Source organism: Kosakonia sp. Marseille-Q7440, assembly GCF_965119485.1.
In genome coordinates this window covers 706996-723951 of record NZ_CBCPLT010000001.1, presented here as the reverse complement: position 1 = coordinate 723951, position 16956 = coordinate 706996, and the positions used below count along the sequence as shown (strand labels likewise).

The window sequence follows — 16956 nt, the reverse complement described above, 5'->3', positions numbered from 1 at the left end:
CCATGACCAACTACAGCTTGCGCGCACGCATGATGATTCTGATTCTGGCGCCCACCGTACTTATCGGTGTGCTGCTCAGCGTCTTTTTTGTCGTCCATCGCTATAACGATTTACAGCGTCAACTGGAAGACGCCGGAGCCAGCATTATTGAGCCGCTGGCGGTCTCCAGCGAATACAGCATGACGTTGCAGGATAAAGACGCTATCGGCCAGCTGATTAGCGTCCTGCACCGCCGCCACTCCGATATCGTGCGGGCCATCTCGATCTACGACAATAAGAACGCGCTCTTCGTCTCGTCGAACCTGCAACTCGAGGGCGATTCCCTCAAGCTGCCCGCCAATCAGCCCTTCCCGCGCAAGCTGAGCGTCACCCGGCGCGGCGATGTGATGATCCTGCGCACGCCAATCCTCACCGAAGGGTTTGCGCCCGCCAGCTCCTCGCTGCCGGCGGATAAGATCACCGGCAATCTGCTCGGCTATGTGGCGCTGGAGCTGGATCTCAAATCGGTGCGTTTGCAGCAGTACAAAGAGATATTTATCTCCAGCCTGATGATCCTCTTCTGTATCGGCATCGCGCTGATTTTCGGCTGGCGGCTGATGCGCGATGTCACCAGCCCCATTCGCAATATGGTCAATACCGTCGACCGCATTCGCCGCGGCCAGCTCGATAGCCGCGTCGAAGGCTTTATGCTTGGCGAACTGGATATGTTGAAAAACGGCATTAACTCGATGGCGATGTCGCTGGCGGCCTATCACGAAGAGATGCAGCACAATATCGACCAGTCCACCTCCGATCTGCGCGAAACGCTGGAGCAGATGGAGATCCAGAACGTCGAGTTGGATCTGGCGAAAAAGCGCGCCCAGGAAGCGGCGCGCATCAAATCCGAGTTCCTCGCCAATATGTCCCACGAGCTGCGGACGCCGCTTAATGGCGTGATTGGCTTTACCCGCTTGACGCTGAAATCGGAGCTTAATCCCACCCAGCGCGACCACCTGCTGACCATTGAGCGCTCAGCCAATAACCTGCTGGCGATCATCAATGACGTGCTCGACTTCTCCAAACTGGAAGCGGGCAAGCTGATTCTGGAAAGCATCCCCTTCCCGCTGCGCAGCACGCTGGATGAGGTGGTGACGCTGCTGGCGCACTCGGCCCACGATAAGGGCCTGGAGCTGACGCTAAGTATCAAAAATGATGTGCCGGATAACGTGATTGGCGATCCGCTGCGTTTGCAGCAGGTGATCACCAATCTGGTCGGCAATGCGATCAAGTTTACGGAAAACGGCAATATCGACGTGGTGGTGGAGAAGCGCGCCATCAGCAATAACAAAGTGCAGGTGGAGATGCAGATCCGCGATACCGGCATAGGCATTCCCGAGCGCGATCAGTCGCGGCTCTTCCAGGCATTTCGTCAGGCGGACGCCAGTATTTCGCGTCGCCACGGCGGCACCGGGCTGGGGCTGGTGATCACCCAGCGGCTGGTCAATGAGATGGGCGGCGATATCTCCTTCCACAGCCAGCCTAATCGCGGCTCGACCTTCTGGTTCCATATCAATCTCGATCTTAACCCGAACGCTATCAGCGAGATGCAGCCAACCCGCTGTCTGGTCGGCAAACGCCTGGCCTACGTGGAGCCAAATGCAACGGCGGCGCAGTGTACGCTCGATGTGCTGAGCGAAACGCCGCTGGAGGTGATCTACAGCCCGTCGTTTTCCGCGCTACCGCAGGCACACTACGACATGCTGTTGATGGCGATCCCGGTAACCGTGCGCGAGCCGCTGAGTATGCAGCATGATCGCCTGGCGCGTGCCGCGGCAATGACCGATTACCTGCTGCTGGCGCTGCCGTGCCATGCGCAGGTTGACGCCGAATCGCTTAAACAAGATGGCGCGGCGGCCTGTCTGCTGAAACCGCTCACCTCGACGCGCCTGCTGCCTGCGTTAACGGAATATTGCCGCATCACGCGGCTGGCGGAACTGCCCGCGCCGGATGAGAGCAAATTGCCGATGTCGGTAATGGCGGTGGATGATAACCCCGCCAACCTGAAGCTGATTGGCGCGCTGCTTGAGGATCAGGTTCAGCAGGTGGAGCTGTGCGAAAGTGGTCAGCAAGCCCTTGAGCGGGCGAAGCAGATGCAGTTCGATCTGGTGCTGATGGATATTCAGATGCCGGAGATGGACGGGATTCGCGCCTGCGAATTGATCCGCCAGTTGCCGCACCAGCAGCAGACGCCGGTGGTCGCCGTCACCGCCCATGCGATGGCCGGGCAGAAAGAGAAGCTGCTCAGCGCCGGGATGAACGACTACCTGGCGAAGCCGATTGAAGAGGAGAAGCTGCGTAACTTGCTGCTGCGCTATAAGCCCGGCCACAGTGTCGGCCCATGGCTGACGCCGCTGGAGCCGGAAGCGGATCAGACGCCGCCGGTTATTACCGTGGATGATGAAACGACGCTCGACTGGCAGTTAGCGCTGCGTCAGGCTGCGGGGAAATCGGATTTGGCGCGCGATATGCTGCATATGCTGGTCGAGTTCCTGCCGGAGATCCGCAATATGGTTGAAGAGCAGTTAGTCGGTGAAGCGCCCGCCGGGCTGGCGGAGGGGATCCATAAATTGCACGGCAGCTGCGGTTATAGCGGCGTACCACGCCTGAAAAAGCTCTGTCATTTGCTTGAGCACCAGTTGCGCAGCGGCGTGCGCGCCGAAGATCTGGAGCCGGAGCTTCTCGAATTGCTCGACGAGATGGATAACGTAGCGCGCGAAGCGCACCGGTTGATTGGTTAAGCGCGATCCCATTGCCGGATGGCGCGTAAACGCTTATCCGGCCTACGCGGTTTCAGCAGCTTCGTGACCGTAGGCCGGATAAGGCGCAGCCGCCATCCGGCAAACCCAAAACCCCCGGCATACCGCACCCGTAGGCCGGATAAGGCGCAGCCGCCATCCGGCACAACCAACCATCAGGCATTCGGCAATCCTTACCGTAACCCCTGCCCCGCTTTTAATACCGCCGCCACGTTGCGGGCGGTGAGGCGCACATTCTCCCCGGCGTTGGCTAATGCCTCGTCGAGGGAACAAATGGTGTATATCACGCTGAACACCGCGTCGATACCGTGATCGTGCACCACGCCGACATCGGCGGTCAGGCTGCCGGCAATGCCGATCACCGGAATATCATACCGTTTGGCGACCTTCGCCACGCCGACCGGCACTTTGCCATGCACGGTCTGACTGTCGATTCGCCCTTCGCCGGTGATCACTAGATCCGCATCGGCCACGTGCTTATCCAGCGCCAGCGCATCGGTCACAATCTCAATCCCCTGGCGCAGCTCTGCCCCGCAAAAAGCGTACAACGCCGCGCCCATGCCACCCGCCGCGCCTCCGCCGGAGAGTGTTAACACATCGCAATCGAGATCGCGGGCAATAATCTGCGCGTAGTGCGCCAGCGCCTTATCCAGCCGCGCGATCATCTCCGGCGTCGCCCCTTTTTGCGGACCAAACACCGCCGAGGCCCCCTCTTTACCGGTAAGCGGATTGGTGACATCGCAGGCCACATCAATCCGGCACTGCGCCAGGCGACGATCCAGCTCGCTAATATCTATGCGCGCCAGGCGCTCCAGCGCCGCACCGCCTGCGCCGATCTGCTCCCCCTGCTCATCAAGCAGCTTTGCGCCCAGCGCCTGCACCATGCCCGCGCCGCCATCGTTGGTCGCGCTGCCGCCAATGCCGATAATGATCTGTTTCACGCCCGCATCCAGCGCATGGCGGATCAGCTCCCCGGTCCCCCATGAGGTGGTGATTAACGGATCGCGCTTCGCCGTTGGCACGCGCTCCAGCCCGCTTGCCGCCGCCATTTCGATAAACGCCGATTGCTCATCGCCGGAGAGGCCATAAAAGGCGTCGGCCTCCTCGCCGAGCGGCCCTTTAACCGTCACCTTCACCACCCGCCCCTGGGTGGCGGCGACCATCGCTTCTACCGTCCCTTCCCCGCCGTCCGCCACCGGGATTTTCACGTACTCAGCGTTGGGGTACACCTCGCTAAACCCCGCTTCAATGGCGGTCGCCACCTCCAGGGCCGTTAAACTCTCTTTGTAGGAGTCCGGTGCGATGACAATTTTCATAAGCCGTCCTTACGCATATTCACCACGGTAAGCATACACCTTGCGGGCAGCGGGAAATGCCAGCCCCCGCAAGGAGTGGCAATTTCATTAACGCACCATGCAGGGACGCTTGTTATCAAATTTCCAGTCGGGGATCAGGTACTGCATGCCCATCGCATCGTCGCGCGCACCAAGCCCATGCTTTTGGTACAACGCGTTGGCCTTCATCACCTGATCCATATCCAGCTCAACGCCGAGACCCGGCGTAGTTGGCACCTGCACCATCCCGCCTTTGATTTCAAACGGCGCTTTGGTCAGGCGCTGGTTACCCTCCTGCCAGATCCAGTGGGTGTCGATGGCGGTGATCTTACCCGGCGCAGCGGCGGCGACATGGGTGAACATCGCCAGCGAAATATCGAAGTGGTTATTGGAGTGCGAACCCCAGGTGAGGCCAAACTCATGGCACATCTGCGCCACGCGCACCGAGCCCTGCATGGTCCAGAAGTGCGGGTCGGCCAGCGGAATATCGACCGATTGCAGCGAAAGGGTGTGGCCCATCTGCCGCCAGTCGGTGGCGATCATATTGGTGGCGGTCGGCAGACCGGTGGCGCGGCGGAACTCCGCCATCACTTCACGCCCGGAGAAGCCCTGTTCAGCCCCGCACGGATCTTCGGCGTAGGCGAGCACGCCTTTCAGCTGCTTGCCGATGGCGATCGCCTCATCGAGCGACCACGCGCCGTTCGGATCGAGGGTCACGCGCGCCTGCGGGAAGCGTTTTGCCAGCGCGGCAATCGCTTCTGCCTCTTCCATACCGGCCAGCACGCCGCCCTTCAGTTTGAAATCGTTAAAGCCATACTTCTCCCAGGCCGCTTCTGCCAGGCGCACCACGCGATCCGGCGTCATCGCCTCTTCATGGCGAATGCGATACCAGTCGCACGCATCGTCGGGCTGGCTCTGGTAAGGCAGCGGCGTCTTTTTGGCATCGCCGATAAAGAAGAGGTAACCGAGCATCTCCACTTCGCTGCGCTGCTGGCCTTCGCCGAGCAGGGAAGCGACGTTCACGCCAAGATGCTGACCGAGCAGATCGAGCATCGCCGCTTCGATACCGGTGACCACGTGAATAGTGGTGCGCAGATCGAAGGTTTGCAGCCCGCGCCCGCTGGCATCGCGGTCGGCAAAGGTGTTGCGCACGCTGTTGAGCACATTTTTGTACTCGCCCAGCGTCTTACCGACCACCAGCGCAGCGGCCTCCTCCAGCGTCTGGCGGATCTTCTCCCCGCCGGGGATTTCGCCGACCCCGGTATGACCAGCGTTATCTTTAATGATGACGATATTGCGGGTGAAGAAAGGCGCGTGCGCCCCGCTCAGGTTCATCAACATGCTGTCGTGACCGGCAACGGGAATAACCTGCATCGATGCCACAACGGGCGTGGAACTATAAGTACTCATAATGGTGTCCTTTTGCTCTTTTAATGCCGTCCAAAAACGGGGCGTTTTTTATCAAACGTCCAGCCAGGAATGAGGTACTGCATCGGGCCGGCGTCGTTGCGCGCGCCGCCCGGCAAGGTTTTATAGATCGCGTGCGCTTTCTCAATTTGCGCCCAGTCCAGCTCAACGCCAAGACCCGGTGCGTCCGGCACGGTGATTTTTCCCTCGCGGATCTCTAAAGGCTGCTTCGTCAGGCGCGCGTCGCCCTCCTGCCAGATCCAGTGGGTATCGATCGCCGTTGGCGTGCCTGGTGCTGCGGCGGCGACATGGGTAAACATCGCCAGCGAGATATCGAAATGGTTGTTGGAGTGGCAGCCCCAGGTTAAGCCCCAGTCGTCGCACAACTGCGCGACGCGCACCGCACCGGAGAGGGTCCAGAAGTGCGGATCGGCAAGCGGAATATCGACCGCGTTGAGCATCACCGCGTGGCCCATCTCCCGCCAGTTGGTGGCGATCATATTGGTGGCGACCGGCAGACCGGTGGCGCGGCGAAACTCCGCCATCACTTCGCGCCCGGAGAAGCCCTGCTCCGCGCCGCAGGGATCTTCCGCGTAGGTCAGCACATCGTTCAGCCCTTTACAGAGGCGAATAGCTTCGTCGAGCAGCCACGCGCCGTTGGGATCGACGGTAATGCGTGCATCGGGGAAGCGTTTTTTCAGCGCGCGCACGGTATCGATCTCCTGCTCGCCCGGCAGCACGCCGCCCTTCAGTTTGAAATCTTTAAAGCCGTAACGATCCTGCGACGCTTCGGCCAGGCGCACCACCGCTTCGCTGCTCATCGCCTCCTGATGGCGCAGCCGGTACCACTCGTGGCTGCCCGGCGTCGCGTCCAGATAGGGCAAGTCAGTTTTTGTGCGATCGCCGACATAGAAGAGATAACCCAGTACGGTAACGGCATCGCGCTGTTTGCCCGGCCCCAGCAGTTCGCACACCGGGACATTGAGGGTTTTGCCAAGCAGATCGAGCAGCGCTGCTTCCAGTGCCGCCACGGCGTTAACGCGCAGTTCAAAGGTCCACGCGCCGTTGCCGAAGGTGTCGAAATCCGCCGCCTGGTTGCCTTTGTGCACCCGCTGCACCACTTTGTTCAGCCGGGCGATCTCTTGTCCCACCACCATTGGCGTGGCATCAACCAATGTTTGATAAATCACCTCGCCACCCGGCGCTTCACCCACGCCGGTGTGCCCGGCACTGTCCGTCAGCACCACGATATTGCGGGTGAAGTAAGCGTTATGCGCGCCGCCGATATTCATCAGCATGCTGTCGTGCCCGGCAACCGGGATCACCTTCATGTCGGTGATGACGGGCGTGGCTTGTGTATTCATCATTCGCGTCCTGTTACGGGTTTAAGTTCGATGCGTTTGATATTGCCCACCAGCACCAGGTAACTGAGCACCGCCACCAGTGCATGAACGCCAACGTAAATCAGCGCGCCGTTAAACGAGCCGGTGGTGCCAACGATGTAGCCAATCGCAATCGGCGTGACGATGCCGGAGATATTGCCGAACATATTAAACAGGCCGCCGCTCAGGCCGCTGATCTCTTTCGGCGCGGTATCCGCCATCACCGCCCAGCCGAGCGCACCGATGCCTTTGCCGAAGAAGGCCAGCGCCATAAAGGCGATAATCAGAGTTTCCGAATCGGTGTAGTTACAGAACACCATACTCATCGAGAGCAGCATGCCCAGCACGATCGGCGTCTTACGCGCCACGTTCAGCGATCCGTAGCGGCGCATTAACCAGTCGGAAATAACGCCGCCAAGCACGCCGCCGACAAAGCCGCAGATCGCCGGGATCGAGGCGACAAAGCCCGCTTTCAGGATCGACATGCCGCGCGCCTGCACCAGATAGACCGGGAACCAGGTGATAAAGAAGTAGGTTAAGGCGTTAATGCAGTACTGCCCGAGATAAACGCCGATCATCATGCGCGAGGCGAGCAGCTGTTTGACCTGGCCCCACTTCTGCGAAAAGGGCACTTTCTGCTGGGGGTTCTTCTGATCCATATTGATCAGCGCGCCGCCCTCGGCGATGTACTCCAGCTCCTTTTTGTTGACGCCCGGATGCTGGTTCGGCTCGTGGATCATTTTCAGCCACAGGAAGCTGATGAAGATCCCAAGCCCGCCCATAAAGAAGAAGACGTGCGACCAGCCTACTTCATGGGTTAGCCAGCCCATAATCGGCGCGAAGATCACCGTGGCGAAGTACTGCGCCGAGTTGAAGATGGCGACCGCCGTGCCGCGCTCCTGCGCCGGGAACCAGGCAGCCACTATGCGGCTGTTGCCCGGGAAAGAGGGGGCTTCTGCCAGGCCGACCATAAAGCGCAGGGTAAAGAGCGCGATGATGATGCCAAAGCCGCTGAAGAGATCGACGAACCCTTGCAGCAGGGTAAAGAGCGACCAGGTGAAGATGGACCAGAAGTAGACGCGTTTCGAGCCGAAGCGGTCAAGCAGCCAGCCGCCCGGGATCTGGCCAATCACATAGGCCCAGGAGAAGGCGGAGAAGACATAGCCCATACCGACAGGATCAAGGCCGATGGCCTTGGACATTTCCGAGCCAGCAATCGATAGCGTAGCGCGATCGCCGTAGTTGAAGGATGTGACGATAAATAGCATCACCACGATCCAGTAGCGGGCATTTGTGCGCTTTTCAGCGCCGCTCGCCGCCTGGCTTAATGCACTCATGGTTGTACTCCCGAAGCATAGATGTTCTTTTCAACATGCATCCTGTACGGCGCAACCTGTAGGGGTAGACAGAACGCTGTCGCTCTTTTTATGCCGCGGCCCGTCGCGGTTTTGCTCCACGGCGGGCGGCTTTATTAACTGGCTCAAGGAGTATAAAAAGCGGCCTGGTAACTCTCACCGTGCATCAACACAACATTCGGCGGCAGCTCAGCGCGGGTTTGGGGCATTAGCCCAGGACGATGGGGGGTATTTCACGAAAATTGAAACAGACGATAAACGGCGGGGTAAAAGCGCGGGTCAGGTGCGAAGAGTGTGAATAGCGTCGCTTGACGGTTAATAAAAAGAGGCTAACCCTCCCGGCGAGCGGGAGGGAAACGGACTTATTTCAGCAGGCTTGCCCACTGCTCAACCCACGGATTGGAGACGCTTTCCGGCTCCGGAGCTTCGCTGGCGTCAATCAGCAGTACTTCGCCGATGCGCTGCGCGCCCTGCTCCTGCAACAGCGCATCAAATTTTTTCCCGCCGCCGCAGAAGTGGCTGTAGGTGCTGTCGCCCAGCGCAATCACGCCGTAGCGCAGCTCGGGCTGATAGCCGACGGTGTCGCGCAGGTAGTGAAACAGCGGCGCGATGCTGTCCGGCAGATCGCCCTGGCCAGTAGTGGAGGTGACGACCAGCGCGTAGTTGCCTTTGTTGCTCTCCCACTGCGCCGCCTCAGGATCTTCATACACCTTTGCCGTGTGGCCCTGGGCTTCTAAAATCGCCTGGGCTTCTTCCGCTACCAGCAGCGAATTGCCGTACATCGTGCCGACAAAAATGCCTATATTCGCCATGCTTATCACTCCTTGCGTGATTCCAGATTGCCCTCATCCTGACCGCTGAGGCCGCTAAACTCAACCCTTTCATTCTCAGGGAGAAGGCCCCGCCAGCCGAACTGATCCAGCGCCTGCATCCACACCGCATCGAAGCCGGCGCGCAGGGTCAGCGCCTCGCCGGTAAACGGGTGCGTAAGGCTTAACTGGCTGGCGTGCAGCATCAGGCGGTTAAGGCCAAAATGCGCTGACGCGCTGCGGTTTTGCCGCAGATCGCCATGCTTGCTGTCGCCAATAATCGGGTGGCGCAGATGGGAGAGATGGCGGCGAAGCTGGTGTTTGCGCCCGGTTTTAGGCTCCAGCTCGACCAGCCCATAGCGCGTAGAGGGAAACTTACCGATCGCGACCGGTAATTCGGTCGTTGCAAGACCGCGATAGTGAGTCACCGCAGGCTGCGGATCTTTGTCGGTGCGGGCGAATTTATCCGCCACTTTGTCCAGCTCCTCGACCAACGGATAGTCGAGCAATGCCTCCTCCATCAGCCAGCCGCGCACGATGGCGTGGTAGCGCTTCTGCATCTGGTGCTGCTCAAACTGCTGGGATAAACGCCGCCCCGCTTCGCTGGAGAGCCCCATCAGCAGAACGCCGGAAGTCGGCCTGTCGAGACGATGGGCGGTAAAAACATGCTGACCAATCTGGTCGCGCACGGTCTGCATCACCACCACTTTTTCATCGCGGTCGAGCCAGCTGCGATGCACCAGCCAGCCGGAGGGTTTATTGACGGCAACCAGCCACTCATCCTGGTAGATTATCTCCAGCATCAGCGGCTTTCGTCGCTAAACAGCGCGTCAAGCTGCTGGAGATGAACCAGCATCGCATCGCGGGAGGGGTGAGTTGCATCAAGGGCCATTTCGTAATAAGGCGCGATAGCAAAAGCCTGCGGCAGCGCCTGTTTGCTGTCGAGCAGCGCATGCATGCGTGGGATCAGCACCCATTGCAGCCACTCAAAGGGTGCCAGGGTGTCCATGCAGAAGGGTTGCGTGCTCTCAAAAGCGCTCAGCGCCGGGGCAGTGGTTTGCCAGAGATCGTGCTCGCGCAGCTGCGCTTCAATCAGCTGAAGCTGCTGGCGCACGCGTTGATGTTGAGTCATAAAAGCCCCCGTTTAATCAGACTGGCGCGCAGCATAGCAAAGAGCGGGAGAAATAAAAAAAGGGAGCACTGTAAAAACAGTGCTCCCGGTTCGTTTCGCAGCTATCCGGCTACCCGTGTGCTCCCTGCTCATCCATGAAAACTTTTCCTGCGGTCTCCTGACCCGTTCATCCTTAAACAACGCATCATGCTCACACCACCCCGATGTGACCTGGCCTTATCCTTAAAGCGTGTCCTGGATCCTCCTGATCTACCGTCCATCCTGACCGGCTCTCATTCTCCGTCCTGGAGGTGTCCTTTAACGCACTCCGGCGATATCCTCTCACTTCGTCCTGAAGTCTGTCCGTGAAGCACCTTCCCGGTGTGTCCAGAAACAACATCATCCTGATGTACGTCTCTTAGTCAGACTCCGTGTCGACAAGAGATAGAATTACGTATTACGGCCGGTCTTACAAGGAGACTTAACGACAAAGCTCTGCCGTAGTACGCCATTGACCCCAGGGATTATCGTATTAACATCATGATTTCTAATTGTTTAAATAAAGATAACTCACGTGAGTTATAGAATACGAACAGCCGATCTCCTACAGGCTCTGTAAGAGATCTCTCACACGGGATGTAGGCGATGGGCTTACACGACGGGTTCAAGTTGGGTGAGGAAAGCGGGCAGATCGCTGGCCAGACGCGTGCGTTTACGTGTCCCGAGCGTCTCCTGCATCACCTCGCCGCTCAGGTTACAGACTGAGATGACATCCAGCTCGCTATCGAGCGTGGCAATAAAAAGTGTAGGCGATAATTTGAGCCTTTTCTGCGTCACCAGGTGCCCAATCAGATTTTCCTGTACCCGGACAAAATCCGCTTCGCTCCAGGTTTGCAGCAGCGTCAGGCTGATATTGCCCAGCCGCGCGGTCATATCACCGGCAAACTGCGTGGTATAAAACGCATGAACCGGCGGTTGTACCACAATCTCCATCGCCTGTTCAACGGGGTGAACGTTCTGCTGCGCCGTAAAGGGCTGCGGCTGCCAGAAAACAGCCTCCTCGGTAGAAGAGATGATGCAGGGCGAAGGGACGCCATACAGATCTTCACTCTGTGGCCAACTGCCGTGCGCCGCATGCCACGCATCGCAATAACGTTCCGTAAAGGCTTTCAGCGCCTGAGCCGTCTCTTTTTCCACCGATTTCTCTCTTTACTTAAGCCAGGATAAACTTGCGCCATAGTTTACCTGCAAAATGGCGATGAAACATGTCTTCTTATGATAACCACCAGGCGCTTTCGGGCCTGACGCTGGGCAAAACCACCGACTACCGCGATACCTATGACGCTAGCCTGCTGCAAGGCGTGCCGCGCTCGCTCAACCGCGATCCCCTTGGGCTGAAGGCTGATAACCTCCCCTTTCACGGCGCGGATATCTGGACGCTGTATGAGCTCTCCTGGCTCAATGCCAACGGGCTGCCGCAGGTCGCGGTCGGCCAGGTGGAACTGGATTACGCCAGCCTCAATCTGGTGGAGTCTAAAAGTTTTAAACTCTATCTCAACAGCTTTAACCAGACCCGTTTCGCCAGTTGGGATGAAGTACGCAGCACCTTGCAACGCGATCTCAGCGCCTGCGCGCAGGGTGCGGTAAGCGTCACGCTCTACCGCGTCGATGAGCTGGAAGGCCAGCCGGTTGCCCACTTTGCTGGCCTCTGCATCGACGATCAGGATATCGCTATTGATAACTATGAGTTTGATGCCGCGCTGTTGACCGACGCCGCGCACGGCGAAGTGGTGGAAGAGACACTGGTTAGCCATCTGCTGAAATCGAACTGCCTGATCACCCACCAGCCGGACTGGGGCTCGGTGCAGATCCAGTATCGCGGGGCGCAAATCGACCGGGAAAAACTGCTGCGCTATCTGGTCTCGTTCCGCCATCACAATGAGTTTCACGAGCAGTGCGTTGAGCGCATCTTTACGGATATTCAGCGCTTCTGCCAGCCGGAATCCCTCAGCGTGTACGCGCGCTACACCAGACGCGGCGGCCTCGATATCAACCCGTGGCGCAGCAATACAGACTTCGTTCCGGCAACCGGGCGGCTGGCGCGCCAGTAAAACATGCGTTGGCAGGTTGTTAAACGTCATAAGCCAGGGCTATTGTAATCAGCAGGGAAGATAAAATTTTCGTCCCGTAAGGAGTTCACTTGATTACACATATTAGCCCGCTTGGCTCGATGGATATGTTGTCGCAGCTGGAAGTCGATATGCTTAAACGCACGGCCAGCAGCGACCTGTATCAACTGTTTCGCAACTGTTCGCTCGCTGTACTGAACTCAGGGAGCCAGACCGACAGCAGCAAAGAGCTGCTCTCCCGTAACGAAAGTTTTGATATCAACGTCTTGCGCCGTGAACGCGGCGTCAAGCTGGAGTTGATCAACCCACCGGAAGAAGCGTTTGTCGACGGGCGTCTGATCCGCGCGCTACAGGCCAACCTGTTTGCCGTGCTGCGCGATATTCTGTTTGTGAACGGCCAGATCCATAACGCCAGTCGTTTTCAGCATCTTGATGTGGAGAGTTCGACCCATATCACCAACCTGGTCTTCTCAATTCTGCGTAACGCCCGTGCCCTGCACGTCGGCGAAGCGCCGAGTATGGTGGTCTGCTGGGGCGGTCACTCAATCAACGAAACCGAGTACCTCTACGCACGCCGCGTCGGCACCCAGCTTGGCCTGCGTGAGCTGAATATCTGTACCGGCTGCGGGCCGGGAGCAATGGAAGCGCCGATGAAGGGCGCAGCGGTCGGCCACGCGCAGCAGCGTTATAAAGAGGGGCGTTTTATCGGCATGACCGAACCATCGATCATCGCCGCAGAGCCGCCAAACCCGCTGGTTAACGAGCTGATTATCATGCCGGACATTGAAAAGCGTCTGGAAGCGTTTGTGCGTATCGCCCACGGCATCATTATCTTCCCGGGCGGCGTCGGTACGGCGGAAGAGCTGCTCTACCTGCTGGGTATTCTGATGAACCCGGCGAACAAAAATCAGGTGCTGCCGCTGATCCTCACCGGGCCGAAAGAGAGCGCCGACTACTTCCGCGTGCTGGATGAGTTTATCGTCAACACGCTGGGCGAAGCCGCGCGCCGTCACTACACCATCATCATCAACGATGCGGCCGAAGTGGCGCGCCAGATGAAAAAGGCGATGCCGCAGGTGAAAGAGAATCGTCGCGAAACCGGCGATGCCTACAGCTTCAACTGGTCGATTCGCATTGCGCCAGATCTGCAGGTGCCGTTCGAGCCGACCCATGAAAATATGGCCAACCTGAAGCTCTACCCGGATCAGCCCGTCGAAGTGCTGGCGGCGGATCTGCGTCGCGCCTTCTCCGGCATTGTGGCGGGTAACGTTAAAGAGCACGGCATTCGTGCGATTGAAGCGTACGGCCCGTACAAAATTCATGGCGACAGCGACATGATGCGCCGCATGGACGATCTGTTGCAGGGCTTCGTCGCCCAGCACCGCATGAAACTCCCCGGATCGGCCTATATCCCCTGCTACGAAATCTGCGCCTAATTCTTGCTTCTTACCGGGCGGCCATAAGCCGCCCTTATACCTTCCCGCCTTTCCCGCCGTAATTCCCCTACCCTGCACAAGGTAATGATCCACTCCAGTTGGCTTAAAAGTCGATAAATCACTGCTAATCGGATGATCCACAGCGCTTTTATCGTCTTTCACCGCTGTGAGTTTGATCGCATATCTGGCGGGTGATAGCCTTCGCGCCCATAAATCTCAGATGATTTTTGATAAACAGACAGATGGTCTAAATATGCCCACTTAATAAGTGGATTATTGCAATTGCGATCCTGATCACTGATAGAGTCATAACATACATGTATCTTTCCGCCGCAAATAATTGCGGTAAGAAATTATAAAAATAGCCGCAATCAACCGGATAAAATATTACCGCTGGCGTGGATGGCAAACGATTTGTCTAAATGGCAGCTTTTTGATTTTCCCAGGAGATTTACCAATGGAAACGACTCAAACCAGTAATCTGGCTTCAACCGGAACGCGGAGCGCATGGCGTAAGACCGACACCATGTGGATGCTAGGCCTCTACGGTACCGCGATTGGCGCTGGCGTACTGTTCCTGCCCATCAACGCTGGCGTAGGCGGACTGATTCCGCTGATCATCATGGCCATTCTTGCCTTCCCAATGACCTACTTCGCGCACCGCGGTCTGACCCGCTTTGTGCTCTCCGGTAAAAATCCCGGCGAAGATATCACCGAAGTGGTGGAAGAACATTTTGGTATCGGCGCAGGCAAACTGATTACCCTGCTCTACTTCTTCGCCATCTACCCGATTCTGCTGGTTTATAGCGTAGCGATCACCAACACCGTCGACAGCTTTATGACCCACCAGTTGGGCATGACGCCGCCGCCGCGTGCGATCCTCTCCCTGATTCTGATCGTGGGTATGATGACCATCGTGCGCTTCGGCGAGCAGATGATCGTTAAAGCGATGAGCATCCTGGTGTTCCCGTTTGTTATCGCCCTGATGCTGCTGGCGCTCTACCTGATCCCGCAGTGGAACGGCGCGGTGCTGGAAACCCTCTCCTTCAACAGCGCGTCTGCGACCGGCAATGGCCTGTGGATGACCCTGTGGCTGGCGATCCCGGTGATGGTCTTCTCCTTTAACCACTCGCCGATCATCTCCTCCTTCGCCGTGGCGAAACGTGAAGAGTACGGCGCAGAAGCAGAACGTAAATGCTCGCGCATTCTGGCCTTCGCCCACATCATGATGGTGCTGACGGTGATGTTCTTCGTCTTCAGCTGCGTGCTGAGCCTGGCACCGGCCGATCTGGCCTCGGCGAAAGAGCAGAACATCTCGATTCTCTCCTACCTGGCTAACCACTTTAATGCGCCGGTCATCGCCTGGATGGCACCGATCATCGCGATGATCGCCATCACCAAATCCTTCCTCGGCCACTACCTCGGCGCGCGTGAAGGTTTCAACGGTATGGTGATTAAATCCCTGCGTGGCAAAGGCAAAACCATCGAAATCAACAAGCTGAACCGCATTACCGCGCTGTTCATGCTGCTGACCACCTGGGCGGTTGCCACCTGGAACCCGAGCATCCTCGGCATGATCGAAACGCTGGGCGGCCCGATTATCGCCATGATCCTCTTCCTGATGCCGATGTACGCCATTGCCCGCGTTCCGGCGATGCGTAAATACAGCGGCCACATCAGCAACGTCTTCATTGTGATTATGGGTCTTATCGCTATCTCCGCGATTTTCTACTCCCTGTTCAGCTAATCTCTGCGCGCCGTCCAGCCGGGCGGCGCAATCCCTCTTTGTCATGGATAACGCGTTATGATCAGCGTATTCGATATTTTTAAGATCGGTATCGGTCCCTCCAGCTCGCACACCGTCGGCCCTATGAAAGCCGGCAAACAGTTCACCGATGATTTGATTGCCTGCGGCCTGCTGCACGATGTCACCCGCGTGGTGGTCGACGTTTATGGCTCGCTCTCCCTGACCGGCAAAGGCCACCATACGGATATCGCCATTATTATGGGGCTGGCCGGCAACCTGCCGGATAGCGTCGATATTGATGCGATCCCGGGCTTTATTCAGGATGTGAATACGCACGGCCGCCTGCTGCTGGCGAACGGTGAGCACGAAGTGGAGTTCCCGGTCGATCGCTGCATGAATTTCCATGCCGATAATCTCTCGCTGCATGAGAACGGCATGCGCATCACCGCGCTGGCGGGCGAAACGGTGCTCTACAGCCAGACCTACTACTCGATTGGCGGCGGCTTTATTGTCGACGAAGCGCACTTCGGCCAGACCACCAGCGCGCCGGTTGAGGTGCCTTACCCCTATAAAAACGCGGCCGATTTGCAGCGTCACTGCCAGGAAAGCGGGCTTTCCCTCTCCGGCCTGATGATGAAAAATGAGCTGGCGCTGCACAGCAAAGAGGAGCTGGAGCAGCACCTGGCGCGTGTCTGGGAAGTGATGCACGGCGGCATTGAGCGTGGCATCAACACCGAAGGCGTGCTGCCGGGCCGACTGCGCGTGCCGCGTCGTGCCGCCGCGCTGCGCCGCATGCTGGTCAGCAGTGATAAAACCACCACCGATCCGATGGCGGTTGTCGACTGGATCAATATGTTCGCGCTGGCGGTCAATGAAGAGAACGCCGCCGGTGGCCGCGTAGTGACCGCACCGACCAACGGTGCCTGCGGTATCGTCCCGGCGGTGCTGGCCTATTACGACAAGTTTATCCGCGAAGTGAACGCTAACTCGCTGGCGCGCTATCTGTTGGTCGCCAGCGCCATCGGTTCGCTCTATAAGATGAACGCCTCAATTTCCGGCGCGGAAGTGGGCTGCCAGGGCGAAGTGGGCGTCGCCTGCTCGATGGCAGCTGCGGGTCTGGCTGAACTGCTCGGCGCCAGCCCGGCGCAGGTATGCATTGCGGCGGAAATCGGTATGGAGCACAACCTCGGTCTGACCTGCGATCCCGTCGCCGGCCAGGTACAGGTGCCCTGCATTGAGCGTAATGCCATTGCCTCGGTTAAAGCGGTCAACGCCGCGCGTATGGCGCTGCGCCGCACCAGCGAGCCGCGCGTCTGCCTCGATAAAGTGATCGAGACGATGTACGAAACCGGGAAAGATATGAACGTCAAGTACCGCGAAACCTCCCGCGGCGGGCTGGCGATGAAGGTCGTTACCTGCGATTAACCTGCCTGACAGATGCCTCGTTTTGC

The 16956-nt window shown here is 58.3% G+C and carries 13 protein-coding genes; 5 read left to right on the top strand and 8 right to left on the bottom strand.

Features of this window, described 5'->3' with window-relative positions; translation table 11 throughout:
* The first annotated feature begins 2 nt into the window (after positions 1–2).
* Complete coding sequence (gene barA, locus ACWPW2_RS03230; RefSeq protein WP_454121605.1) at positions 3–2777, top strand: two-component sensor histidine kinase BarA; 2775 nt, start codon at positions 3–5, stop codon at positions 2775–2777.
* Between the two features lie 191 nt (positions 2778–2968).
* Here the strand turns inward: barA and ACWPW2_RS03225 are convergent, their stop codons facing one another.
* The 8 genes from ACWPW2_RS03225 to syd all read right to left on the bottom strand — a co-directional run bounded on the left by ACWPW2_RS03225 (position 2969) and on the right by syd (position 11390).
* The gene (locus tag ACWPW2_RS03225) at positions 2969–4111 is read right to left on the bottom strand and encodes a glycerate kinase (protein WP_454121604.1); all 1143 of its coding nucleotides are present in this window, start codon (positions 4109–4111) and stop codon (positions 2969–2971) included.
* Positions 4112–4198: 87 nt separating this feature from the next.
* Positions 4199–5539: a glucarate dehydratase gene (gene gudD / locus ACWPW2_RS03220; RefSeq protein WP_454121602.1), complete on the bottom strand. Its 1341-nt coding sequence runs from the start codon at positions 5537–5539 to the stop codon at positions 4199–4201.
* A gap of 20 nt (positions 5540–5559) precedes the next feature.
* Complete coding sequence (locus ACWPW2_RS03215; RefSeq protein WP_454123567.1) at positions 5560–6900, bottom strand: enolase C-terminal domain-like protein; 1341 nt, start codon at positions 6898–6900, stop codon at positions 5560–5562.
* Positions 6900–8255 (bottom strand): MFS transporter, encoded by a 1356-nt coding sequence (locus tag ACWPW2_RS03210; protein WP_023479481.1) that lies wholly within the window; start codon positions 8253–8255, stop codon positions 6900–6902. Before ACWPW2_RS03210 ends, ACWPW2_RS03215 begins: the two co-directional genes overlap by 1 nt.
* 380 nt (positions 8256–8635) lie before the next feature.
* Complete coding sequence (locus ACWPW2_RS03205) at positions 8636–9085, bottom strand: flavodoxin (protein ID WP_454121600.1); 450 nt, start codon at positions 9083–9085, stop codon at positions 8636–8638.
* A gap of 5 nt (positions 9086–9090) precedes the next feature.
* The gene (truC, locus tag ACWPW2_RS03200) at positions 9091–9885 is read right to left on the bottom strand and encodes a tRNA pseudouridine(65) synthase TruC (protein ID WP_023479450.1); all 795 of its coding nucleotides are present in this window, start codon (positions 9883–9885) and stop codon (positions 9091–9093) included.
* A complete protein-coding gene (locus ACWPW2_RS03195; protein WP_454121599.1) occupies positions 9885–10214 on the bottom strand; it encodes a YqcC family protein in 330 nt (109 codons plus the stop codon). Before ACWPW2_RS03195 ends, truC begins: the two co-directional genes overlap by 1 nt.
* 630 nt (positions 10215–10844) lie before the next feature.
* The gene (gene syd / locus ACWPW2_RS03190) at positions 10845–11390 is read right to left on the bottom strand and encodes a SecY-interacting protein (protein ID WP_454121598.1); all 546 of its coding nucleotides are present in this window, start codon (positions 11388–11390) and stop codon (positions 10845–10847) included.
* A gap of 68 nt (positions 11391–11458) precedes the next feature.
* On the opposite strand from syd, the gene queF reads away from it, so the two are divergent.
* The 4 genes from queF to ACWPW2_RS03170 all read left to right on the top strand — a co-directional run bounded on the left by queF (position 11459) and on the right by ACWPW2_RS03170 (position 16930).
* On the top strand, positions 11459–12304 hold the full coding sequence (gene queF / locus ACWPW2_RS03185) for an NADPH-dependent 7-cyano-7-deazaguanine reductase QueF (RefSeq protein WP_288883621.1): 846 nt from the start codon (positions 11459–11461) through the stop codon (positions 12302–12304).
* 89 nt (positions 12305–12393) lie between these two features.
* Positions 12394–13758, top strand: coding sequence for a nucleotide 5'-monophosphate nucleosidase PpnN (ppnN, locus tag ACWPW2_RS03180; RefSeq protein ID WP_279792670.1), 1365 nt, complete (start codon positions 12394–12396; stop codon positions 13756–13758).
* Positions 13759–14215: 457 nt separating this feature from the next.
* Positions 14216–15505, top strand: coding sequence for an HAAAP family serine/threonine permease (locus ACWPW2_RS03175; RefSeq protein WP_279792671.1), 1290 nt, complete (start codon positions 14216–14218; stop codon positions 15503–15505).
* Positions 15506–15562: 57 nt separating this feature from the next.
* Entirely contained in the window at positions 15563–16930 is a 1368-nt protein-coding gene (locus ACWPW2_RS03170) for an L-serine ammonia-lyase (protein WP_454121596.1), read from the top strand.
* Positions 16931–16956 lie beyond the last annotated feature (26 nt).

What these genes read in the sequence shown, in the direction of transcription:
- barA (WP_454121605.1), top strand. Translation starts at nt 3, where the DNA reads ATGACCAACTACAGCTTGCGCGCACGCATGATGATTCTGATTCTGGCG.
- ACWPW2_RS03225 (WP_454121604.1), bottom strand. Translation starts at nt 4,111, where the DNA reads ATGAAAATTGTCATCGCACCGGACTCCTACAAAGAGAGTTTAACGGCC.
- gudD (WP_454121602.1), bottom strand. Translation starts at nt 5,539, where the DNA reads ATGAGTACTTATAGTTCCACGCCCGTTGTGGCATCGATGCAGGTTATT.
- ACWPW2_RS03215 (WP_454123567.1), bottom strand. Translation starts at nt 6,900, where the DNA reads ATGAATACACAAGCCACGCCCGTCATCACCGACATGAAGGTGATCCCG.
- ACWPW2_RS03210 (WP_023479481.1), bottom strand. Translation starts at nt 8,255, where the DNA reads ATGAGTGCATTAAGCCAGGCGGCGAGCGGCGCTGAAAAGCGCACAAAT.
- ACWPW2_RS03205 (WP_454121600.1), bottom strand. Translation starts at nt 9,085, where the DNA reads ATGGCGAATATAGGCATTTTTGTCGGCACGATGTACGGCAATTCGCTG.
- truC (WP_023479450.1), bottom strand. Translation starts at nt 9,885, where the DNA reads ATGCTGGAGATAATCTACCAGGATGAGTGGCTGGTTGCCGTCAATAAA.
- ACWPW2_RS03195 (WP_454121599.1), bottom strand. Translation starts at nt 10,214, where the DNA reads ATGACTCAACATCAACGCGTGCGCCAGCAGCTTCAGCTGATTGAAGCG.
- queF (WP_288883621.1), top strand. Translation starts at nt 11,459, where the DNA reads ATGTCTTCTTATGATAACCACCAGGCGCTTTCGGGCCTGACGCTGGGC.
- ACWPW2_RS03175 (WP_279792671.1), top strand. Translation starts at nt 14,216, where the DNA reads ATGGAAACGACTCAAACCAGTAATCTGGCTTCAACCGGAACGCGGAGC.
- ACWPW2_RS03170 (WP_454121596.1), top strand. Translation starts at nt 15,563, where the DNA reads ATGATCAGCGTATTCGATATTTTTAAGATCGGTATCGGTCCCTCCAGC.